Raw genomic sequence first — 22,088 nt, 5'->3', positions numbered from 1 at the left:
TAGCGGCGGTAAGACCGCCGCTAAGTGATTGGCAATGAAGCCACAATGACCGGAGGAACTGTCCGGCCGTTGTGGTTGTTCTGTTCCGACGCCAGACCCACATAACACCCCGGCGGGCGCCTGTTCAGCCCCGGGAGTACCGACGAATCAAGGTTGCCGCGCCCCGGTTTGTGTGGGGCGCGCAGCTGAAGGACGAGAGAAGCGATGGAAAAGGTTCCGATGACCCAGGCCGGCTTTGTCGCGCTGGGGGAAGAATTAAAGAAGCGCCAGTCGGAAGATCGTCCGCGGATCATCGAGCATATCGCGGAGGCACGCTCGCACGGAGACCTGTCGGAGAACGCGGAATATCATGCCGCGAAGGAAGAGCAGTCCCACAATGAGGGTCGCATCGCCGAACTCGAGGACAAGCTCGCGCGTGCCGACATCATCGACATCTCCAAGCTCTCCGGCGACACCATCAAGTTCGGCGCCACCGTGACCCTGGTCGACGAAGACACCGAGAAGAAGGCGGTGTGGCAGATCGTCGGCGAGGTCGAGGCCGACGCCAAGAAGGGCCGCATCTCCATCACCTCGCCGCTCGCACGCGCGCTGATCGGCAAGAAGAAGGGCTCGACGGTCGAGGTCAATGCACCCGGCGGCGCCAAGGCCTATGAGATCACCAAGGTGGAGTGGCGGTAAGGATTTGCCGCTGCGCTGAGACAACGTTTCGAAAAGGCCGCGCAACGCGCGGCCTTTTTGTTTCGGCGTCTTGCTCGGCGGATGTGAGGGCTCGCTTTCACCCCACGTCGTTGCGAGCCGCAGCAAAGCAATCCAGACTGTCTCTGCGGAAGGATTGTGGATTGCTTCGCTGCGCTCGCAATGGCGGCATACGGAGAGTAACAGCGCTCCCCACTCTCGTGTCCCGGACGCGCCGCGGCACGCAGTGACGCTGCGCTGAGCCGGGATCCGGAAACCGACACGGGAAGACCAGATGAGATGGGCCCCCGCTCGGCAGCGCCCCACTGCGTGATGCGCTGCGTCCGGGGCACCAGAGCGGAGATCTACCGTCTTCCCTTCACCTCCAGCGGCACGGCGGCTTCATATTTCGAGTTATGCAGCACCAGCGAGGTCCGCACGTTGCGCACATGGGGCGCGGCGGTGAGGTGGGTGACGAAATCCTGGAAGGTCGCCATGTCGGGCGCGACGCATTTGAGGATGAAATCGACCTCGCCCGACAACATCCAGCATTCGCGCACCAGGGGCTCGGCGCGGACGAACTCCTCGAAGGCGCGCAAATCCGCCTCGGCCTGGCTGGACAGGTGCACGGCGGCGAACACGGTCACGTCGAAGCCGAGCTTGCGAGCGTCCAAGAGGCCGCGATAGCCGTGGATGTAGCCCTCCTCCTCCAGCGCCCGGACACGGCGCAGGCAGGGCGGCGGCGAGATGCCGACGCGCTTGGCCAGCTCGACATTCGTGATTCGACCGTCGGCCTGAATCTCGGTGAGAATTTTCAGGTCGATCTCGTCTAGGTTCCGCGACACGTGATTGGAACTCCTGGCCTTTGGGGCCGCTTTGGTGGGTTTGTCGCAATCCTCATAGCCTAGTCCGCACGGCCAGCGCAATTTTATTGCGCGTGCACCGCAATCGACTTTTGTTCCCCGTTGGAAAAATCCGCCGAGAGGCAATGCAATTCTTGCATGGCTCACCAGAAGGCTTAGATTAGCTCTGATATTTCAGCGCCTCCGCGAGGCCTCCTGGCTCCTTCCGCGCCCGCGCTGCAGATCCCCCGTGAAAGGCGTCCATCGAAATGTCCGCTCCTGTTCATGCAAAGGTCGTCATTCTCGGCTCCGGCCCCGCCGGTTACACGGCGGCGATCTACGCCGCGCGGGCGATGCTGGAGCCGATCCTGATCCAGGGCATCCAGCCTGGCGGCCAGCTCACCATCACCACCGACGTCGAGAACTATCCGGGCTTCGCCGACGTGATCCAGGGCCCCTGGCTGATGGAGCAGATGGAGAAGCAGGCGGTCCATGTCGGCACCAGGATCGTTTCTGACCTCGTCATCAAGCTCGACACCTCGCAGCGGCCGTTCCGCCTCACCTGCGACAGCGGCGACGTCTATCTCGCCGACGCCGTGATCCTCGCCACAGGCGCGCAGGCGCGCTGGCTCGGGCTGCCGTCGGAGGCCAAGTTCCAGGGCGGCGGCGTCTCGGCCTGCGCCACCTGCGACGGCTTCTTCTACCGCAACAAGGAGGTCGTGGTGGTCGGCGGCGGCAACACCGCTGTCGAGGAAGCGCTGTACCTCACCAACCATGCCTCGCAGGTCACCATCGTGCACCGCCGCGACCACTTCCGCGCCGAGCGCATCCTGCAGGAGCGCCTGTTCAAGCACCCGAAGATCAAGGTGATCTGGAACTCCGCCGTCGACGAGATCTGCGGCACCGAGAACCCGAACAAGGTCACCCATGTGCGCCTGAAGAACGTCAAGACCGGCGCGCTGACGGACGTGAAGACCGACGGCGTCTTCATCGCCATCGGCCACGCGCCGGCGACCGAGCTCGTGAAAGACCAGATCAAGCTCAAACCGTCGGGCTATGTCGAGGTCGCCCCGAACTCCACCGCGACTTCGGTGCCCGGCCTGTTCGCCGCCGGCGACGTCGCCGACGAGACCTATCGCCAGGCCGTGACGGCCGCAGGCCTGGGCTGCATGGCAGCGCTCGAGGCCGAACGTTTCTTGGCCCTGCGCGCCAGCGAGCGCGCGGCAGCGGAATAACGATCATGCCTCGAACACGCGACGGATTCACGGATATGGACTGGGACAAGCTGAAGGTGTTTCACGCAGCGGCGGAAGCGGGCAGCTTCACGCATGCGGGCGAGCAGCTCGGCCTGTCGCAATCGGCGGTCTCACGCCAGGTCTCGGCGCTGGAGCAGGAGCTCTCGGTCTCGCTGTTCCACCGCCATGCCCGCGGCCTGATCCTCACTGAGCAGGGCGACCTGCTGTTCCGCACCGCGCATGACGTGTTCATGCAGCTCCAGGCGGCCCGCGCCAAGCTCACCGACAGCCGCGAGCGGCCGAGCGGCGACCTCAAGATCACCACCACGCCCGGCGTCGGCATCAACTGGCTGATCCCCCGCCTCGGCGAATTCACCGCGCTCTATCCGGAGATCCGCATCTCGCTGATCGTCACCGACGAGGAGCTCGACCTCTCGATGCGCGAGGCCGACGTCGCGATCCGCACCCGCAAGCCGACGCAACCGGATCTCATTCAGCGCAAGCTGTTCGCGATGGGCTTCCACGCCTATTGCTCGCCGGAATACATCAAGCGCTTCGGCACGCCGCGCACGCTGGAGGAGCTCGACTCCCACCGCATCATCACGCTCTCGGACGGCAACTTCGCGCCGCATTTGCAGAACCGCAACTGGCTGGTCGAAGCCGGCCGCAACGGCTCCGGTCCGCGCGAGGCCTATTTCAGGGTCAACAACATCCTCGGTCTCGTGCGCGCCTGTCAGCAGGGTCTCGGCATCGCCGCGCTGCCCGACTACCTCGTCGAGGAACAGAGCAAACTCGTGCAGTTGTTCGGCGAGTCGGATTCGATCCAGCTCGATACGTACTTCGTCTATCCCGAGGAGTTGAAGACGGTCGCGCGCGTGCAGGTGTTCCGCGACTTCGTCGTCAGCAAGGCGCAACGCTGGCCGTCCTGATTTCCGCATGACTGACATGCGGCCTCGGCTGTTGCTGCAGGCCGCTCGTCAAGCCCATACTGTTTGCACGCTGAGCCTTCGCGTTGCGCATTTGTCCCCCTCCTCCAGTGGCGCGGGAGTTCAGTAATCCCTCTTGGAAGGTGATTGTGTCGGCCTCACGTGGCCAATACCTTAAGCCGGGCTCTTTGGGCCCGGCTTTTTTTCTGTCGGATCAGCCTTCGCCCTCCGCGTGTATTGACAGTTCCGCGCATACCCCGCATCATTTCCCCATGATCACGAAGTCGTGCGCAATCTCGTTTAAGGCCGCCGCCTCGAAAAAAGGCCCCCATCCCGGGGCCTCGGATTTTTGCGCGCGCTAGCCAAGCTTCGTCATCGCAAGCAAATCCCGAAAACCCCGCCGCCTGGACGGGGTTTTTTCATGTGCCCTCCGTCTCAGGTTTCCCGAGAAGGAGATGGAAACATGACCGGACTTGAAGATCATTTGCACGGGCTGTGGCTGCCGCTGGTGACGCCATTCCGCGATGGCGCGCTCGACGAGCGGTCGCTGCGGCGGCTGACGCGGCACTACAGCGCGCAGGGCATCGACGGCTTCATCCTGGGGGCGACCTCCGGCGAAGGCATGACGCTGCGCGAGGCCGAGCTCGAGCGCCTCGTCGCCATCGTGCGCGACGAGATGGCGGCGGGCCGGCGCAACCAGCCGATCTGCCTCGGGCTGTCGGGCGCCGACACCGCGCGGCTGAAGGAACGCCTCGACGAGACCGCGGACTGGCCGATCGACGGTTACCTGATCGCGAGCCCCTATTATGTGCGGCCCTCGCAGCGCGGATTGCTGGCGCATTTCGAGACGCTTGCCGATCACGCCGCCTGGCCGCTGGCGCTCTACAACATCCCCTATCGCACCTCGGTGAACATCACCAACCAGACCATGCTGCGGCTGGCCGAGCACAGGAACATCGTCGGCCTGAAGGATTGCGGCGCGAGCCGCGAGCAATCGATCGCCCTGCTGCGAGACCGCCCCAGGGAGTTTCGCGTGCTCACCGGCGAGGACGCGAACTTTTTCGAGGCACTCGGCGACGGCGCCGACGGCGGCATCGTGCTGTCGGCCCATGTCGAGACCGCGACGTTCGCGGCGGTCTATGCCGAGATGAAGCACGGCAATCATGAGGCCGCGCAGGCGCGCTGGAACGAGGTCGCCGAGCTGACGCGCCTCTTGTTCACCGAGCCGAGCCCGGCGCCGGCAAAGTACTGGCTATGGCGCAGCGGCCTGATCGACAGTCCCGAAGTGCGCCTGCCGATGGTCGAAGTGAGCAGCGAGCTCGCCGCGACGATCGATCGCGAGATCGAGCGGCGGGTGAAGGTCGCGGCGTAGCGGCCTTCCCGTCACGCCAGGCGCATGTCGTTCCGGGTTCGCGACTCCGCCGCGCCCCGGGATGACGGCGGTGGGGCGACGGAGCGCGCCCTTGGTTAACCGCGCCCCAACGCCCTTCGCGCACGCCGCAGTCGGCATCCACGCCTCGTTTACGCTCTGGTGCCTATCGTTGTCCTCCGAAGGCTTCTCACAGGGGGAATGACCATGGGGCATCGCACCCGGCCTACGGCCGCGCAACAATTCGCGCCCGCCGATCTTTTGCAGGGAATTCTCGTCGTTTCGTCGTTCGGGTTCTGGGCAGTGATGCTCGGCCTGATCCCGGTGCTGCTGTATCGGGTCTGGCTCGCTTGAGGCGAGAGCCGGCGCGGATGGTTAAACCGCGGTCACAAATGCGTTCAAAATGCAAGCGGCGTCGCAAGCCGGAATCTTAAAACATCCCGGCTATGGTTCACGCCCATAAGCGAAGAAATCGCGGGGGCATTTGTGAATAGTCAGAATGAAATGGTGTCGTATTTCGGCGCCGGACAGGAGAAGCTGTCCAACGAGCAGAGCTTTACCACCGAAGACATTCTCTGGGCCGTCGGCATCTGGTCGGTGATCCTCACGCTGTCGCCGGTCATCGTGTTCTACATGCTGATGGTGGCGTAAGCCTCGGTCGGCAGATCCCGGAAACGCAAAACGCGCGGACATTCCCGCGCGTTTTTCGTCCGGGGAATGATTTAAAGAATTACGCCGCCTGCTTGTGCATTGCGCCGGATGCCGACGCCGTGCCGCGAATGGCCTTCACCGAACGCTCGATCGCCGCCCACAGCCTTGCGATTTCCTGAGCCGCACGGCTCTCGGCCTGGTATTCCCGCGCGCCTTCGCCGTGGCTCAGCGCCATCAGCAAATCCGAACGGTTGGTGATCTGGCCGCCCCACACCGGCGCACGGAATTTCGCCAGGGCTTCGCGGGCGATGGTGACGATCGGGCTTTCGGACTCGTCGCGCCTGGCCGGCGCACCGTTCAGCACGACCGCATAGGGCTTGCGCGCCGCGCGGCACATCTGGATGGTTTCCTGCACCGCATTGACGTCGAACACGCCGGGGCGGGCGGGAATCACCACCATGGTGGCGTTCTTGATCGCGTCGTCGACCACGGCCGACAGGTTCGGCGGCGTATCGATCAACACCCATTCATAACCGTCGCGCTTGGCAGCGGAGACGATGCCGCTGACGGAGTTCACGGCCGCCTTGATCGGCGGTTCGTTGGTGCCGCGCAGCTTGTGCCACAGCGTCAGCGAGCCCTGCGGATCCGCATCCACGAGCATGACCTGCTTGCTCGCCTTGATCTGTGCGGCAAGATGTGCGGCGAGGGTACTCTTGCCCGAGCCGCCTTTACGCGAAGCGAAAACAATAACGTTCATACCTTCGGCCTCCAGATTGACCCCAGGCCGCGAAAATGAATCACCGCGCTGATTCGTGAAAGAAAAATTTATCGAGGGTTGCGTTACGGCCACGAAATAACAAGGCGTGTTGGCTTTTGAGTCACACTGCGATGTGCGAGGCGCGACACGAACTGCAATGAAACGCTGCGCGCGTCCCTTGTGTGCGCTTTTTGAGCAGTCGTCCGGGAGAAAGCGGAATGCAACCTCGCCGCGCAAAACGACATCCGACTCTTTTCCGTCGCACCCGTCCGTCGCCCGCAAGCCTCGCGCCAGCCTGCGAACAAAAGGAGTCCGTCACATCGAGGAGTTTCGAGATGGGAACGCGGCCCTGCCCGGCCCTCAGCCGTCGCTGGTCTTCTTCTTCTTCGGTGCCGGCTTGGTGCTCTTCTTCGCGGTTTTGGGCGCGATGTTGGTCGGCTTGCCGGCGCGCTGCTCGCCCGGCTCCGGTCCGCGGCGGAAGAACACCGCGCATTGCGGCGAGAGCTGCGCCTTCTTCTTGATCATGCAGGCGGTGATGGCATCGACGTTCGGGACGAACTCGCCGCACAGCCGCATCGCATCCGGCGTGCAGGCCTGCTGCTCCTCCGGGGTGTAGGCGAAGCCGGCGCCGGGCTGCACCAGCACGGAAAGAGCCATCCCGAGGGTCGCAGCAACCAAGGATGTCTTGAAGCGAAGCGCCGGCATCGATCCCCCCACATGTCGAGTCGCAGCGGATAGTGGGTGAACCGCCGTTCGTTGGCAACCGAGGGGGGATGCGAAAGGTCGGACCTGTGCGGTCTCGGCAACAGCAGCGCGGCATCAGCCAAGCGCAGTGCGAACGGTCCGGTGAGATAGGTGGAGTCGTTCCAACCCACAGCTGTCATCCCCGCGAAGGCGGGGATCCAGTACGCCGCGGCTTCTCGGGGAACGTCGAGCGTCTCTGGAATACTGGATCCCCCGCCTGCGCGGGGGATGACAGCTGGGGCCCACCCCAAAAGTGGAAAAACAACCCCATGCACAGTAGCCAAGCCCCGGCAATCGCTACGGATTTCTCCTTAGGATTTGGCGAAGCCACGTTTGACTCGTCGGGCAAAACAGGGGCATCATGTCACATCCAAGAAGATGCGCGTGGGTGGCCTGTCTCCTGCGCAGGCCGACAAAGCGCACATGAGGAGGACGATCGCATGACGGGGACTGAGGCGGAGCTGCCGCTTTCGGGCGTCACGGTGGTCTCGCTGGAGCAAGCGATCGCAGCGCCGCTGGCCAGCCGGCACCTGGCCGACTGGGGCGCGCGGGTGATCAAGATCGAGCGGCCGGGCGCCGGCGATTTCTGCCGGGACTACGACCACGTCATGAACGGCCTATCGAGCCAGTTCGTCTGGACCAACCGCTCCAAGGAGAGCCTCGCCATCGACATCAAGAGCGAAGACGGCCGCAAGGTGCTCGACGCCCTGCTGCCGCAGGCCGACGTGTTCATCCAGAACCTTGCGCCCGGCGCGGCCGAGCGGCTCGGCCTCGATGCGGCGTCGCTGCTGCGCAAACATCCCCGCATCATCGCCTGCGACGTCTCGGGCTATGGCACCGGCGGTCCCTACAGCGACAAGAAGGCCTATGACCTGCTGGTGCAGTGCGAGGCGGGCGTGCTCGCCATCAACGGCACCGAGGCGGAGCCGGCCAAGGTCGGGCTGTCGGTGGTCGATATCGCGACCGGCATGTACATCCTCAACGGCGTGCTGATGGCGCTGTACCGCCGCGAGCGCACCGGCAAGGGCACGGCGTTCCAGGCCTCGCTGTTCGACTCCATCACCGACTGGATGAGCTATCCCGCCTTCTACACCCAAAGCACCGGCCGGCCGCTGCCGCGCACCGGCGCGAAGCACGCGACCATCGCGCCCTATGGCCCGTTCCGGGTCGGCGACGGCAACACCATCTTCTTCGGCATCCAGAACGACCGCGAATGGCGCTCGCTGTGCACCATCGTCCTCGGCGAGCCTGGCTTCGCCGACGACTCGCGCTTCCGCACCAATCCGCTGCGCATGCAGAACCGCGACGCGCTGCAGGCGCATATCGAGCAGCGCTTTGCGTCCATGACCAGCGAGGCGGTGCTGCGCCTGCTCGACGAGGCCGGGGTCGCCAACGCGCATCTGAATTCGGTCGAGGCCTTCCTGCAGCACGAGCAGCTTCACGCGCGATCTCGCGTGCAAAGCGTGGGATCGCCGTGCGGGCCGGTGATGAGCTTCCTGCCGGCGCTGACCATTCCGGGCCTGAGGCCGCGGATGGATCCGGTGCCGGATGTGGGCCAGCACAACCAGGCCATTCTCGGCGAGCTCGGTCTTTCGAAGGACATTTGACGATGACGCAGCAGCGGCCAACGCGGGCCTATCTCGCCGTCCCCGCGCATCGCGCCCGTCTCGTCGCCAAGGCGGCGGCCTCCGCGGCGGATGCGGTGTTCATGGATCTCGAGGACGCGGTGCCGCCCTCCGAGAAGGACCTTGCGCTGGCGGAAGCCGTCCGCTCCCTCGCCGCGCTCGACTGGGGCAACAAGCGCGTCACGGTGCGGATCAACGCCGTCGACAGCCCCTTCATCGCCGAAGAAATCCGCGCGCTGGCGGCCGCGCCGCGGCTCGATGCGCTGATCGTACCGAAGGCAGAGCGCGCGAGCGACATCGTCGCGATCGCCGATCGCTTGCGCGCGGCCGCGCTCGATCGCGCTGCGCCGGTCGCGCTGGACCTGCTGATCGAGACCGCGCTCGGCCTCGTCAATGTCGACGCGCTCGCCGCGTGCCACGACAGCGTCGCCGCGCTGCATCTCGGCGTCGGCGATTTCGCGGCCTCGATCGGCGCGCGCTCCTCCGACATCGGCGTGTCGCCGGACGGCTACCGCCATGTCGGCTCGGCGCAGAGCGGCTACGCCGCCGCCCCGCTCGACCTGTTCGCCTATCCCATGATGCGCGTCCTGGTGGCCGCCCGCGCGCATCGCCTGATCGCCATCGACGGCCCCTGCGGCGCGTTCCGCGATGAACGACTGACCGAGAGCAGCGCGCAGAAGGCCGCGGCGATGGGCTTTGACGGCAAGCAGGTCATCCACCCCGACCAGATCGCGCCGACGCTGCGCGCCTTCATGCCGTCGGAACAGGAGCTGACGCAGGCGCGGCGGATCGTCGAGGCCATGGAGCAGGCGGAGGCGCAAGGCCAGGGCGCGGTGACGCTGGACGGCAAGATGATCGACTATGCCAATGTGCGCATGGCGCGCCGGATCATCGCTCTGGGGTCGTAGCGGCGATTTCGCGGCGACATCGGAGCAAGTGCCTCGTCCTTCGAGACGACCGCTTCGCAGTCTCCTCAGGATGAGGCCAGGCGGCAATCGAGCCCGTTGAAGCGAGCGGAGCGCACGCGGTCCTCATCCTGAGGGCCCGCCAACGGCGGGCGTCTCGAAGGATGGCCGCGGGCGGCGGCACCAGGATGCGAGTCCGGTGATCAAGGCCCCCGCAACACGAGCCGGCCGAGCAGCGCCGCGAGCTCGCTTTGCCTGGATATGCCGAGCTTCTGGAAGACGCGCTTCAGCACATTGCGCGCCGTGTCCTCGGCAATCCCGAGGCGGCCCGCAGCCTGTCTCGGCGGAACGCCCGAGCCCACCAGCGAGGCGATCCTGGCCTCGCCGAGCGTCAGGCCCAGCACGTCCCGCACGATGGCGGGATCCGGAGGCTCGGCGGATTTCAGCTCGATCGCGAGAACGATCGCGCGCGTGCGGGTCAGAAAATGGCTGTCCGAGAGCGCACCGGCGGTGATCGGGAGCAGATAGATGACGAAACGCCGGCCTGTTGCACTGGATTCAGCGAGAATGGGTCTCGGTTCGGCCAGCAGGTCGCGCGCCTCGGCGCGAAGCGTTTGAGTCATTGCGGTCTCGAACGGCGCCCGGCTCGCCGCCATGCGAACACGCAGACGATCGTTCACGAGGTCGAACACCTCGCCGAAAAGGCTTTCCCCCACCGGATTGGCGAACAGCACACGCGCCGACGAGTCCAGTGCGAACACGCCGATGCCGATCCGCGCGAGGGCGTCGCCAAGGCCGAGATTGGCCAGCTCGGTATCGAGCAGCCGGATCGACAGCCGCAACGATTTCTCGGCATGGCGCCCGAGCGTCCCGATCAGCTCCAGCTCGGCCTCGGAGAATTGCGGCTTGGCGAAGGCTCGCTGCACGCTGAGCGCCACCAGGATCCGCGGGTCGGGTGACACACCGATCGATCCAAACCAGCCCAAACCGTGCGTTGCAAGGAATTCCCTGCTGAAGGGATGATTGAGGTAGGCGTCGTCGATCGGGCCGATGTGCCGATCGGTGAAGGGCTCACCGCTGACGTAGAGGCCGGACGAGACGCAACGTTCGGCCTTGAAATCCTGCTGCGCCCAATGCGTCCCGTAGTCGGCGAGCGCCGGCCCGAGGCTTTCGGAGGCGATGGCGCCGAAGGCCCCGTCGTCCCTTCGCCATTGCAGGATCGCGCCGGCGTCATCGAAGCAGCCTGCGATCTTGCCGAGCGCGGATGGCCAGAGTGATGGGCTCGCTGCCGTATCGTAGATCGCTTCGACGGCAGCGAGGAGACGGTCGGCGGCAAGGGGCATGGGATCCAATCGATCAAGGAAAGCAGTCAAGTTACACGAGATTGCCGTCCAACAATTGCCGTCTTGCCGCGTTCCCGAGACTTCTACCGGATTTCTGCGTCGGCGGTTGGCTCCGGTGGCGGTGCACAAATTGTCTTTGGTCAGCCTTGCCGCTAACCTGCATTTTGCGGTGCGGGAGTCGTCGTGCACTGTCACCGTCATCAAGCACCGCCACCGTCCTCAGAGGTGGCGACGCTGGAAGGCAAGCTGATCGACCATGCCGATGTGCGGATCGCACACGGGATCGTCGCGCTGGGGTTGTAGGGGCGCATGGCTACGCTGTTGATCGTCGCACCGGTGTTCGCGCTGATCGCGGCCGGCTATGCCGCGGTGCTGTTTCGCTTCGTCTCGGAGAGCGCACACAAGGGCATCAGCGAATTCGCCTTCAGCATCGCCATCCCCGCCCTGCTCTTCCGCACCATCGTCGTCTCTGAATTCCCCGACGTCAGCCCCTACAGGATGTGGGGCACCTATTACGGCGCGCTCGCGCTGACCTGGATCGCGGCGCTCGCGATCTCCGCCCTCATCCGCGCGCGGCGCGAGACCAGCGAGGACGGCGTCGTGTTCGCGATCGGCTCGGTCTACGGCAACATCGTGATGCTCGGCATTCCCCTCGTGCTCTCCGCGCTCGGCAGCGAGGCGGCAGGGCCGATGGCGCTGATCCTGTCGGTGAACACGCCGCTGCTCTGGCTCTGCGGCATCCTGCAGATGGAGCTGGTCAGCAGCAAGCGCACCGGCTCGCCGCTGTCGGTGATCCGCCCCGTGATCGCCGACCTCGCCCGCAACCCCCTGATGCTCGCAATCGGCTTCGGCGTGATCTGGCGCTTCACCGGCTTCGGCCTCACGCCCGTGGTCGACCGCACCATCGAGCTGCTCGCACAAGCGGGCTCGCCGACGGCGCTGATCGCGCTCGGCATCAATCTGTTCCGATTCGAGGTGAAGGGCGAGAAGCTGAGCATTTTTCTGATGTGCGCATTGAAGCTGGCGGCGATGCCGGCGGCTGCGTTCGTGCTGGCGAAGCTGCTCGGCCTGCCGCCGGTCGCGGCGGGCGTCGTCGTGCTGTTCGCGGCGATGCCGACCGGCGCGAACGCCTACATCTTCGCCGTGCAGTATCAGCGGCTCGTTAACCCGGTCTCGGGCGCGGTGGCGCTGGGGACGCTGCTGGCGGCGGTGACGTTGCCGGTGGTGGTGTGGGTGGTGACGGGTGGCGTGAGATAATTCGGCCGCATGCGTGTGGCAGACCACCATGGACGGAGCGTGTCATGGCACAGAACATCTACGACAATCCCGATTTCTTCTCAGGCTACAGCCAGCTTCCACGCCAGGTGCATGGCCTTGCCGGCGCACCGGAATGGCCGGCGCTGCGCGCCATGTTTCCCGAAGTCGCCGGCCGGCGCGTGATCGATCTCGGCTGCGGCTTCGGCTGGGTGTCGCGCTGGCTGCGCGAGAACGGCGCCAAGCCGGTTCTGGGCCTCGACCTCTCCGAGAGCATGATCGCCCGCGCGCGTCAGATCACCGCCGATTCCGCGATCACCTACCAAATTGAGAACCTAGAGACGATCGAGCTTCCCGAAGCGTCCTTCGATTTTGCCTTCAGCTCGCTGACCTTCCACTATATCCGCGACTTCGACCGGCTCACGCGCATGATCCATCGCGCCCTCACGCCGGGCAGCCATTTGGTCTTCTCGATCGAGCATCCGATTTTCATGGCCGCCGAGCATCCCCACTGGATCGAGGATGAGGACGGACGCAAGACCTGGCCCGTCAATCGCTATGCGATCGAAGGCGAGCGGCGCACCGATTGGTTCGCGAAAGACGTGGTGAAGTATCACCGCAAGATCGGCACGACGCTCGGCGCGCTGATGCGCGCCGGATTCACTATCGAAGCCGTCGACGAATTCGCCCCCTCGGCGCAACAAATCAGGGACAACCCGACGCTCGAGCAAGAGCTGGAACGGCCAATGATGCTGCTGGTGGCGGCGCGGCGTTAGAGGCCTTAGGCGCCAGCACCGCAGAGTTCAGTCCACGGTCAACGCAGGCCCAGGAAGGACAGCACCGCACCGACCACCACGACGAGTCCGACCAGATAGATAATCCCGTTCATGTCTCAGCTCCCTTGCTTCATCCTGCCGCAGTTCCAAACACGCAAGGGGCAGAAAAGGTTCGCCGCCACTCGCTGCTGTTTTCTGCCGAAGGCGTGGAACGAAACCGAACGATCGCGCCGACGCGCCGCGCCTTAAGCGATCATCCGGCGATCCCGGGATGTTGGACCTGCTCAGATGGCGGGATGGGACGTTCGCTGAACTCAGCGCTGTCCCTCGCGCCAGCCCATCTCCCAGAAGTCCGCCTCGAGACGGGTGGCTTCCCTGAAGATCGCGATCAGCTCGGCCTCGCGGGCCGGCGTGGCGTAGCGATCGGCGAGACGGTCCAGATGCGCCCGCGCGTTGGCGGCGACCTCCTGGTACGGCGCGCCGGCATACTCGGCGATCCAGACGCGATAGGGGTTCGTCGCAGCGTCCGCACCGGGCAGCGCGGCGAGCCGCGTTGCGATCTCCGCGTACCCGATCACGCAAGGCGCAAGCGCCACCTTGAGCGCCAGCAGATCGCCGCGCATGCCCGCATCGAGCACGTAGCGCGTATAGGCCAGCATCTCGGCCGCCGGCGGGGCGTGTTCGAGGTCGGCCGGGGACAGGCCCCAACCGGCGCAGAGCTTCACATGCAGGTCCATCTCGACATCGAGGATGGCCGACAGGCCGGAAGCGGCCTCACGCATGTCGGCCAGCCCAGGCGACTTGTAGACCGCAAGCGCGTAGGCGCGGGCAAACTCGATGAGGAACAGATAGTCCTGAACGAGGTAGTGACGAAACGCAGCCTCAGGGAGCGAGCCGTCCGCAAGACCGTTCGTGAAGGGATGCTCGGTGTAAGCTCGCCATTCGACGGAGGCTGCTGTCTTGAGACGGTTGAAGAAGGTCACGATGGTTGCCGCCTGAATTTGGTGGTCGATGAACGTTTGTGGGTCGCTATGGTGGTGAGGTAGCAGGAAAGACGTAAGGCATCCGAGTCGATATCTTGAAGCCTTGAACGTGTCCGCGCACTACCCCTTTGGTGCTTTCGAAGATCGCCTGCTTATGACATTCATCACTTTTTCACCCCCGACGAGCGCGGCAACGATGGACGTTCCCAAAGCCATTGGAGCGCCAGCCCATCCTAGTGCAGCGACACCCGCTGTGATGACCGGAATTCTTACTGACCAATCGATTGCTTCGTCGCCATTCTTTTTCCACCACTTATTGAACTTCTCTCCCACGGCCTCGACTATTTTGGTGGCTTTCCGCAGCTTTGCTGGCTCAGCACGATCAATCTCCAACACGGCCAGCGCACGTGCTATCCGAGTAAATCCATCCGCAAAGATATGAAAAAGCTCACGTTGCCTCTCATGAGCGGAAATTCTTTCTGGATCGTTTGGGCGTTCAGCATCTAGTTTTTCAATTTCGTCGAGCGCTACTTGCGCAAGCGATCGCGCGAGTTGAAGTAAGCTAAATCGATCTTGTCGAATTCGTTCACTTATTTTTTCCGAACCAGATTTTTCGATGATCTGATCGCCATCGACGTCAGCAAGGCGTTCATTGGCTACTTCGAGCAAAACAGTAAGAGCACGCAGAAAATTGTGCAGCTTCGGCCTTCTCTTGTCACGCGCAACGGTGGAGAAGAAGTTGGCGCCAACCCCCGCTCGCTCTGACAGCTCCGTATTGGAAACAAACAGAATTAGACCGGCGGTTTCCGCCAGTCGCCAGAACCGTCGAAGCTCTGCGTCTCCATAAGAGCCTTCAGAAACCTTCGCGCGCAACTTGATTACTTCTGCCCGAAGCTTCTTAGCCTGTGCAACGGGTTGAAGCTGATCTGGTCGCAATCGCATCAAGTATTCCGTCTCTGATCTGGCCAATCCAAACCTCCAAAATTCTGTCAATCGTCCCCTTAATCATGCGATTGCAGCTTGCGCGGCGACTTTTAGCTCTTCAATCGCAGACGTAATCAAAAAATCGCTAGTGCTCGGCTCGACCCAAAACATCGCATGCGTAGGATGGGCTATGCGAAAGACGATGTATGCCGACTGAAAATTGAGCAATTCCTTCAATGTCTGATGGTTGTGATGCGCTACTCCATTCCGAATGGTCTGCACTACTTTGGCGCTCGAGGAGATAGATGAAAAGGCAGCCAACAATTGGAGATGATTATTTGGCCTTAGTCTCGTGAGGACTCTATTGAGGACATCGACGTCACCCCATGTCGGCTCGTATCGCAACGTCGCGTTGGTCGATACCCAGTATGGCGGATTCGATCTGCTGTTTGCACGAATCACGGCACTAGAAACATGTTCTTCGCTCCGCGCATCCGGTAACGCTTGAACGAGGACACCTGCAGAGGTCGTCGTCCCTTCGCACGAACCGATCACACAAAAGCGCGCAAACCCACACCAAGCCTGCCACACGCGGGACAGCAACCCTTCAAGCAGGCATTCATCGGAAAGGGAAAATCGATCTGGCGCATTGAGGGGCGAGTTTTCCGCAGCAAACGCGCGCAGTTCGTTGGCCAAAATGTCCAATTCAGTCTCTAGCAGATTGAAGGCGACTGAAAGGGCCATCGTTGTCAGCCAAATGCGCTAAGATCGCCATCCAGTGCGTGACACAAATAGAGGAGTCGCTCGGCCCTCTGCGCTGCACGATTTCCGCCCTCGGACGTTGACCTAACGAAATTGCCGAGCGGTCCATTAAAGCTTTTTTCCTCGTAAGCCGTTGCAAGCTGCATCAAGGCCGCCAGTGCCGTCCGTCTGTCCGCAAAAAATGAACCCACAGGTTCATATCCAATCAATTCTTCCGCGTTGGGCAAACCATAACGTCGATGCAGAAGGGCGCAAATGAGCGAATGAAAAACGTGAGGTCTAGTGAGGAACGTTCCTTGCAGCTCCGATAGATCGGCACGAATTACATCCAGCACGCTAGTAATGCGCTCATCTATTTGAGTGCGCGGCGAAAACGAAGTGTCGTACCTTTTGTAGAGTTTCCGCAGCTTTGTCGGACTTGTACTCACAACGCCTTCTTCAACGGCTAACGCGACGTCAGCGATGAATTCGGCATCGGCCATGCGAACGATTTGCCTGCTGGTAAAGACATTCCAGTCGACAAGAAGCCTCCCGTATCGGTCCAAGACGGTGTTCACCCAATCTTTGAACTCGCCAAAGAATTCGCTATGTCGCTTTTCTGGGCCATTAAGCGGGAGGGTGTAAGCGTTCATCCGTCGAAACATCGACAGAATTTCAGAGCGGTCCGCATTTCTGATTACGTCGACCGACACTGCGTACGAGTAGAACTTTTCCTGTTGCTCTGAACTCAAATCGTCGAAGCGCTTTCCCTTCAGACCTTCCGCGTTGGAGCCGAGTTCGAACTGATTAGATACAAATTCGGCGATCGTGCTCATACGTTGTTGACCATCGACGATCTCTCGGCGAGGCCGTCTTGTCGTCATGTCCAACCGTTCATGGAAGTAGAGCTTCGGGAAGGGAAACTCCTTGAGGATCGTATCGATGAAATAGCTCTTGGCAGAGGTAGGCCAAAGCCCCGCGCCACGTTGATATTCTTTGTTCGGTACCAACTCTTTGCGCTTGTACCAATCGACTAGCTCCAAGACGGAGTATTTGCCCTCGTCGACTTTCATTCGCCCCCCAATTTGCTAGCCATTATTGCGCGGCGCGCACGAGTGGTCGAGTTCAACCTTTGGAAGCACCCTTCGTTTGAATATGACAGTCGTCGCTGGCGACGTGATCGCGCCAGCTGGCTTTTGGGCCGAGCCCGCGCGGTTCGACCACTCAAGTCGTAATTTAATGTTGTAGATAGACGACGTGGCACCGCACAGTTGGCAATGAACCGATCCGGCGCAGCCTGAGATCATTGAAATCATTGGTACAGTTGGGTGGGCTCGAACCACCGACCTCCTGTTCCACAGACAGGCGCTCTAACCAACTGAGCTACAACTGCATCCTTGCGAGCCGCGCCTTGGGGGCCTGAAAAGGCGATCGCCGAGGGGGGCTGGACGGGGCGGAAACTAGGTGCAACGGCCCGGTTTGGCAAGGCCGCTGGCCGGGTAAATTCCGGCGGAAATCACCTTATTCCAGAACAAAACCCGGGCACTTGGCCCGGGTTTCGCGCATTCAAACCTGCCTCACCGCTCAGGCGGCGGGCTTGTAGTATTTCGAGGCGCTGGCCTTGATCGGCTCGGCGGTCTCGGCGGCGACGCGCTGGGTGAGCTCGACCAGCTCCTTGGCCTGGGCCTGGAGGGTCTCGAGCTGGGTGCGGGTGTGGCCGGTCCACAGCTCCAGCGCTTCGGTCGGCGACTTCAGGCCGAACAGTTGCTGGGCGAAGTCCAGCTGGGCGCTGGTGTTGGCCTTCATGAATTCCACCAGCTTGGCGGTGTACTCGCTCGCGCCCTTGCTGGCGGAGGTGAACACGGCCTCGACGGTGCCGTTGTGGGTCTCGGCCGCGTCCTTGAACTTGGCGTAGTTCTCGCGGGCCTGCGACACGCCCTTTTCGGCGAACGCACGCATCTGCTCGGGGACCTCGAACGGAATGATCGAGGCAGAAAACGGATCAGTCGCACCTGTCATGGTCGTCCCTCACGATAATGAAAAAATGGAGTGAGCCTTCTGGCGCGCCCGCCGGCCAACCGGGGCCTTGTCTTCTGGTCTCAAGACTGGCGGGAACGAAGACTGGATACGCAAAACAAACGAGATGGCTCGCCCAGCGCCCAGTAATATTGCTGCCTATCATGTCAATATTGTGCAGCGCAACGCGTCAAACGGGTGCGGTGCGAAATTTAATCTCGGCGAGGGTGAGTTCCCGGATCTGGGGAACCGGGGGTTGAGGCCAAGGGCGCCGCTCCCGCCGTTCCCTCCCCCCTTGTGGTGGAGGGTCAGGGAGGGGGGCCGCTCGGGGACTCGTGCTGGGGAGCAGCGGGTTGGTGCTTCACGATTGGCACCGTTTGTGGAGCTACCCCTCTCCCTAGCCCTCCCCCACAAGGGGGGAGGGAACAGACTGATGGTGGGGGCGCGCATCGAGACCCATCAGGCCGTGCCGGCGATCGGCGCCTCCGAATCCCTTGGATGAACCCGGCCGCCGCTTGCGGGGGTGGCGGGTTAAGGTTATCGCGGCTTTGGGGCCCCTCGGAAGGGGCGGACCCGTGGACCTGCGCGCGGACGCGGGCGATACTAACCCTTTCTTAAGGCTGTCATTCCCGGCAGCCGCCAGCTTCACGCGAGAGACACAAGCCGGTCGGATGACGAGTTCGGATTTCCAGTTGCGAGGTGTGGGCGATCCCCGGCTGGCCGTGCATGCGACCTCGCAGCTCGCCACCTGGCTGTGGTCGACCGACGGCGCCCGCGTGCTGTGGGCCAATCCGGTCGGCGCAAGGCTGTTCGGCGCCGCGCATGGCGCAGCGCTCGCGGGCAAGGTGTTCGGCCCCGCCGACCCTCATCGCCGCCAGGTCGCCCGGCTCGCGCGCCAGCTGCCGGCGAACGGCAGCGCGCGGCTCGAACGTCTGCGCGGCTTCGGCGCCCGGCTCGGCACGCTGATGACCTGCGCCTGCAGCCGGCTCGATTTTGCCGACGGCGGCCAGGCCGTGCTCGTCACCGCGATGGACCCGACGCCGCGCGCCATGCCGCTGATCGAGCGGCTGCATCGCCTGGTCGAAGGTGCTGACATGCCGATGGCGGCGTTCGCGCCCGACGGCCTGTTCGTCGGCGCCAGCGAAGCCGCCCGCGCCCTGCTCGGCTTCCGCGACTTGAGCGAAGCCGGGCTCGACCAGACGCGCAACGATGCGCTGCGCGAGGGCCGCGCCGAGATGGGAATCGGGATCGGCCAGATGGTGCTGCAACGGGTCGGCCGCGGCGCCGATGTCGGCCTGATCGCGCTGATCGAGCCGGCCGCCGCGGCGCAGGTCGCGCCGGCCGAGAGCGAGCCCGAACACACGGCTGACGAGGCGCGTGCGGCGCCGGCCGAGCCCGCGCGGCAAGCCGCGATCGTGCCGAGCGCGCCGCCGCCGTCGCAGGAGGGATCGCCGGGGATCGCATTGTTTGATGCGTTCGCCGAGGCGCCCGAAGCGCAGGAGACCGCGACGGCCGAGGATGCGACCGAGGAGCCGGTGCGAGAACCGGCTCGCGACGCGACCGACGAGAGCACCGACAGCGCGGCAGAGACTCCGGTTGACAACCCGCCGCCAGCCATCGTGTCGCCGCAGGCTGCGCCGATCACACCCCCCATGGTCGAGCCGCCATCGGGTCCCGCAGAACCACCCGCACCGCGTCAGCATCCGCTGCGCTTCCTCTGGCAGATGGATGAAGAGGGCCGCTTCGTGCTGCTCTCCGACGAGTTCATCCATCTGATCGGCGCACACACCGCCGCCGGCTTCGGCCGCCCCTGGCACGAGATCGCGCAAGACTTCGCGCTCGATCCCGACGGCCACGTGGCGCGGGCGCTGGCCAGCCACGACACCTGGGCCGGCATCACCGTAAACTGGCCGGCGGACGGCGGCGAGCATCTGCCGGTCGAGCTCGCGGGCCTGCCGATCTACGATTCCGCGCGCAATTTCGCCGGCTTCAAGGGCTTTGGCGTCTGCCGCGATCTCGATGCGCTCAACCGGCTCGATGCGCTCAGGCGTTTCGCACTGATTGCGGAGCCGCAGGCCACACAGAGCCCGTCCGCCGATGCGGCCGAGCCCGAGCCGATCATCGAACCCGAGCCGACCGCCGCGCCCGAGCCGGTGGCGAAGGCGCCGCCGATCGAGCCGCCCGAGCCTGAGCCTGAGCCTTCGCCCGAACCGACCGCAGACACCGAAACACCCGCCCCCGCCAGCGACGCGAATTCACACCCAACCGATCCGGACATCTCAGTGGAAACGCCCGTCGAAACCCCTCCCAACGTCGTGCCGTTCCGCCCGCACGGCGATGTCAGATCACTGGGGGATCAGAGATCGCCGACGCTGACGCCGGTGGAGAACAGCGCGTTCAACGAGCTCGCCCGGCAATTGTCCGAACGGCTCGAGCGCGAGCGCGAGACGTTCGCGGCCGAGAGCGTCGAGCCGGTGGCGGAGATCGCCACCGAGCCCCCGGCGCCCGAGCCCGAGCCGCCGCAGCCCGCCGCCGAATGGCTGACCGAGCCCGCGCCGCCGCCACGCGGGATGAGCGCGCGCGACCGCACGCTGCTCGACCTGATGCCGACGGGCATCCTGATCTATCGGCTGGACCGCCTGCTCTACGCCAACGCGGCGTTCCTCGCGCGCATGGGCTATGCCAGCATCAACGCGCTGGAGGATGCCGGCGGGCTGGATGCGCTCTATGTCGAACCGGGCGTGTCCGCGGCGAGCAGCACCTCGCAAGGGGGCACGCCCGTTGCGATCAGCGCCACGGTTGCGACCGGCGAAGCGCCGCTTGCAACCACGGACGCGCATCTGCACACGATCGACTGGGATGGCGAGAGCGCGCATGCGCTGATCTGCGCGCTGCCGCAAGCCGCGCCTGCGCAAATCGCTGCGCCGCCGGCTGTCGCCGAGCCCGTCGTCCCGGAATCCTTCCCCTACGCGCCCGATCTCGAGCCTGCGGCCGGCGATGCCGATGCGGAAGATCTCGCCGCGATCCTCGACACCACCGCCGAGGGCATCGTCATGTTCGATGCCGAAGGCAACGTCCACGCCTGCAACCGCAGCGCCGAGGCGCTGTTCGGCTATGACGGCAGCGCGCTGCTCGAGCAGAACCTCCTGACGCTGTTCGCGCCCGAGAGCCAGCAGATCGTCCTCGACTATCTCGAAAGCCTGAAGAGCCAGGACATCGCGAGCCTGCTCGACCACGGCCGCGAGGTGCTGGGGCGCGAGAAGAAGGGCGGCGTCATTCCGCTCGCGATGATCATGGGCCGCACCCGGCCCGACGGCCCGAACTTCTTCGCCGTGTTCCGCGACCTCTCGCAGTCCAAGAAGGGCGAGAGCGAGCTGACCAACGCCCGCCGGCTCGTCGACGGCGCGGCCAACGCCAAGGCCGACATGCTGGCGCGGATCAGCCACGAGATCCGCACCCCGCTCAACGCCATCATCGGCTTCGCCGAGGTGATGATCTCCGAACGCTTCGGCACGCTCGGCAACGAGCGCTACGGCGAATACATGAAGGACATCCGCGCCTCCGGCGAGCGCGTCATCGCGATCATCGACGATCTCTTGGAGCTGTCGCGGATCGAGACCGGCAAGCTCGACCTCAATTTCGCGAATTTGAACCTCAACGACCTCGTCGAAGCCTGCGTGACGGTGATGCAGCCGCAGGCCAATCGCGAGCGCATCATCATCCGCACCTCGCTCGCGCATGCGCTGCCGCAGGTGACGGCGGACGCGCGCGCGATGCGGCAGATCACGGTGAACCTGATCTCGAACTCGATCAGGCTCGCCAGCGCCGGCGGCCAGGTGATCGTCTCGACCGCGATGACCGACCGCGGCGAGATCGCGCTTCGCATCCGCGACACCGGCCATGGCCTCACCGAGCGCGAGGTCGCCGCCGCGATGGAGCCGTTCCGCACGCCGCCGCCGGGCGACGCCGAAGACAATGCCGCGCTCAGCCTGTCGCTGACGAAAGCCCTCGTCGAAGCCAACCGCGCCCGCTTCAACATCAAGAGCGCGGCCCACGGCACCCTGATCGAAGTGGTGTTCACGCCGGTCGTCGCGGGGGCGTAGGGGACGCAAGGCCGGCTCGAGGAGCGTCGCTGCGGCTGAGCCGCGCTTGCGTCGTGGCGCCCCTTGGCTCTCTTGGGGAACGGCATGCCCTCGCGCCCGGGCACGGCCGCGATGCGTTGCAACTTATTCCCTACTTGGAACCGATGGCGCCGTTGCGGCTTGAGCTGGGCTTACCCTGTTATTCCTGCACGCCAATTTCATTGCCGCAGCACTCGCACC

General features: G+C 64.1%; 20 protein-coding genes and 1 tRNA gene. 11 read left to right on the top strand and 10 right to left on the bottom strand.

Annotation, left to right across the window (positions count from 1 at the left end; translation table 11 throughout):
• The first annotated feature begins 204 nt into the window (after window positions 1-204).
• On the top strand, window positions 205-678 hold the full coding sequence (gene greA, locus CO669_RS02685) for a transcription elongation factor GreA (protein ID WP_097657627.1): 474 nt from the start codon (window positions 205-207) through the stop codon (window positions 676-678).
• Window positions 679-1,040: 362 nt separating this feature from the next.
• Here greA and CO669_RS02680 read toward each other — a convergent pair whose 3' ends face one another.
• Window positions 1,041-1,520, bottom strand: a complete 480-nt coding sequence (locus CO669_RS02680) for an Lrp/AsnC family transcriptional regulator (protein ID WP_008135853.1) — start codon at window positions 1,518-1,520, stop codon at window positions 1,041-1,043.
• Between the two features lie 266 nt (window positions 1,521-1,786).
• On the opposite strand from CO669_RS02680, the gene trxB reads away from it, so the two are divergent.
• From trxB to CO669_RS34885, 5 genes are all read left to right on the top strand, one after another.
• Complete coding sequence (trxB, locus tag CO669_RS02675) at window positions 1,787-2,752, top strand: thioredoxin-disulfide reductase (protein WP_097657626.1); 966 nt, start codon at window positions 1,787-1,789, stop codon at window positions 2,750-2,752.
• Between the two features lie 5 nt (window positions 2,753-2,757).
• Complete coding sequence (locus tag CO669_RS02670; RefSeq protein ID WP_026201990.1) at window positions 2,758-3,681, top strand: LysR family transcriptional regulator; 924 nt, start codon at window positions 2,758-2,760, stop codon at window positions 3,679-3,681.
• Between the two features lie 460 nt (window positions 3,682-4,141).
• Window positions 4,142-5,050, top strand: coding sequence for a 4-hydroxy-tetrahydrodipicolinate synthase family protein (locus CO669_RS02665; RefSeq protein ID WP_097657625.1), 909 nt, complete (start codon window positions 4,142-4,144; stop codon window positions 5,048-5,050).
• A 204-nt stretch (window positions 5,051-5,254) separates the two neighbouring features.
• A complete protein-coding gene (locus CO669_RS35850; protein ID WP_198963778.1) occupies window positions 5,255-5,401 on the top strand; it encodes a hypothetical protein in 147 nt (48 codons plus the stop codon).
• Between the two features lie 132 nt (window positions 5,402-5,533).
• Window positions 5,534-5,698: a hypothetical protein gene (locus CO669_RS34885; protein ID WP_198963808.1), complete on the top strand. Its 165-nt coding sequence runs from the start codon at window positions 5,534-5,536 to the stop codon at window positions 5,696-5,698.
• Between the two features lie 79 nt (window positions 5,699-5,777).
• Here the strand turns inward: CO669_RS34885 and CO669_RS02660 are convergent, their stop codons facing one another.
• Together CO669_RS02660 and CO669_RS02655 are read right to left on the bottom strand one after the other, a co-directional pair.
• Window positions 5,778-6,455, bottom strand: a complete 678-nt coding sequence (locus tag CO669_RS02660) for an AAA family ATPase (protein ID WP_028150667.1) — start codon at window positions 6,453-6,455, stop codon at window positions 5,778-5,780.
• Between the two features lie 360 nt (window positions 6,456-6,815).
• A complete protein-coding gene (locus CO669_RS02655; RefSeq protein WP_097657624.1) occupies window positions 6,816-7,160 on the bottom strand; it encodes a hypothetical protein in 345 nt (114 codons plus the stop codon).
• 479 nt (window positions 7,161-7,639) lie between these two features.
• On the opposite strand from CO669_RS02655, the gene CO669_RS02650 reads away from it, so the two are divergent.
• Together CO669_RS02650 and CO669_RS02645 are read left to right on the top strand one after the other, a co-directional pair.
• On the top strand, window positions 7,640-8,806 hold the full coding sequence (locus CO669_RS02650; protein WP_097657623.1) for a CaiB/BaiF CoA transferase family protein: 1,167 nt from the start codon (window positions 7,640-7,642) through the stop codon (window positions 8,804-8,806).
• A gap of 2 nt (window positions 8,807-8,808) precedes the next feature.
• On the top strand, window positions 8,809-9,732 hold the full coding sequence (locus CO669_RS02645) for an HpcH/HpaI aldolase/citrate lyase family protein (protein WP_097657622.1): 924 nt from the start codon (window positions 8,809-8,811) through the stop codon (window positions 9,730-9,732).
• 200 nt (window positions 9,733-9,932) lie between these two features.
• On the opposite strand, the gene CO669_RS02640 is transcribed toward CO669_RS02645, so the two are convergent.
• Window positions 9,933-11,072: a helix-turn-helix transcriptional regulator gene (locus CO669_RS02640; RefSeq protein WP_097657961.1), complete on the bottom strand. Its 1,140-nt coding sequence runs from the start codon at window positions 11,070-11,072 to the stop codon at window positions 9,933-9,935.
• Between the two features lie 309 nt (window positions 11,073-11,381).
• Here CO669_RS02640 and CO669_RS02635 point away from each other — a divergent pair, with 309 nt between their 5' ends.
• Window positions 11,382-12,329 carry an AEC family transporter gene (locus CO669_RS02635; RefSeq protein WP_097657621.1) on the top strand — a complete coding sequence of 316 codons (948 nt, stop codon included), beginning with the start codon at window positions 11,382-11,384 and terminating at the stop codon, window positions 12,327-12,329.
• A 44-nt stretch (window positions 12,330-12,373) separates the two neighbouring features.
• Window positions 12,374-13,102, top strand: a complete 729-nt coding sequence (locus CO669_RS02630; RefSeq protein ID WP_097657620.1) for a class I SAM-dependent methyltransferase — start codon at window positions 12,374-12,376, stop codon at window positions 13,100-13,102.
• Between the two features lie 314 nt (window positions 13,103-13,416).
• Here the strand turns inward: CO669_RS02630 and tenA are convergent, their stop codons facing one another.
• The 6 genes from tenA to CO669_RS02605 all read right to left on the bottom strand — a co-directional run bounded on the left by tenA (window position 13,417) and on the right by CO669_RS02605 (window position 17,769).
• Entirely contained in the window at window positions 13,417-14,085 is a 669-nt protein-coding gene (gene tenA / locus CO669_RS02625) for a thiaminase II (RefSeq protein WP_097657619.1), read from the bottom strand.
• 120 nt (window positions 14,086-14,205) lie between these two features.
• Window positions 14,206-15,054 (bottom strand): hypothetical protein, encoded by an 849-nt coding sequence (locus tag CO669_RS34880; RefSeq protein WP_143278606.1) that lies wholly within the window; start codon window positions 15,052-15,054, stop codon window positions 14,206-14,208.
• 36 nt (window positions 15,055-15,090) lie between these two features.
• Window positions 15,091-15,753 (bottom strand): hypothetical protein, encoded by a 663-nt coding sequence (locus CO669_RS34875; RefSeq protein WP_143278605.1) that lies wholly within the window; start codon window positions 15,751-15,753, stop codon window positions 15,091-15,093.
• A gap of 5 nt (window positions 15,754-15,758) precedes the next feature.
• Window positions 15,759-16,823, bottom strand: a complete 1,065-nt coding sequence (locus CO669_RS02615) for a DUF262 domain-containing protein (protein WP_097657617.1) — start codon at window positions 16,821-16,823, stop codon at window positions 15,759-15,761.
• A 243-nt stretch (window positions 16,824-17,066) separates the two neighbouring features.
• Window positions 17,067-17,143, bottom strand: a tRNA-His gene (locus CO669_RS02610).
• A 191-nt stretch (window positions 17,144-17,334) separates the two neighbouring features.
• Window positions 17,335-17,769, bottom strand: a complete 435-nt coding sequence (locus CO669_RS02605) for a phasin (protein WP_097657616.1) — start codon at window positions 17,767-17,769, stop codon at window positions 17,335-17,337.
• 668 nt (window positions 17,770-18,437) lie between these two features.
• Between CO669_RS02605 and CO669_RS02600 the strand changes: the two genes are divergently transcribed.
• Window positions 18,438-21,869: a PAS domain-containing sensor histidine kinase gene (locus CO669_RS02600; RefSeq protein WP_097657615.1), complete on the top strand. Its 3,432-nt coding sequence runs from the start codon at window positions 18,438-18,440 to the stop codon at window positions 21,867-21,869.
• Window positions 21,870-22,088 lie beyond the last annotated feature (219 nt).

Source organism: Bradyrhizobium sp. Y36 (assembly GCF_002531575.1).
Taxonomy (GTDB): domain Bacteria; phylum Pseudomonadota; class Alphaproteobacteria; order Rhizobiales; family Xanthobacteraceae; genus Bradyrhizobium.
This window is presented reverse-complemented; position numbering and strand designations above follow the sequence as displayed.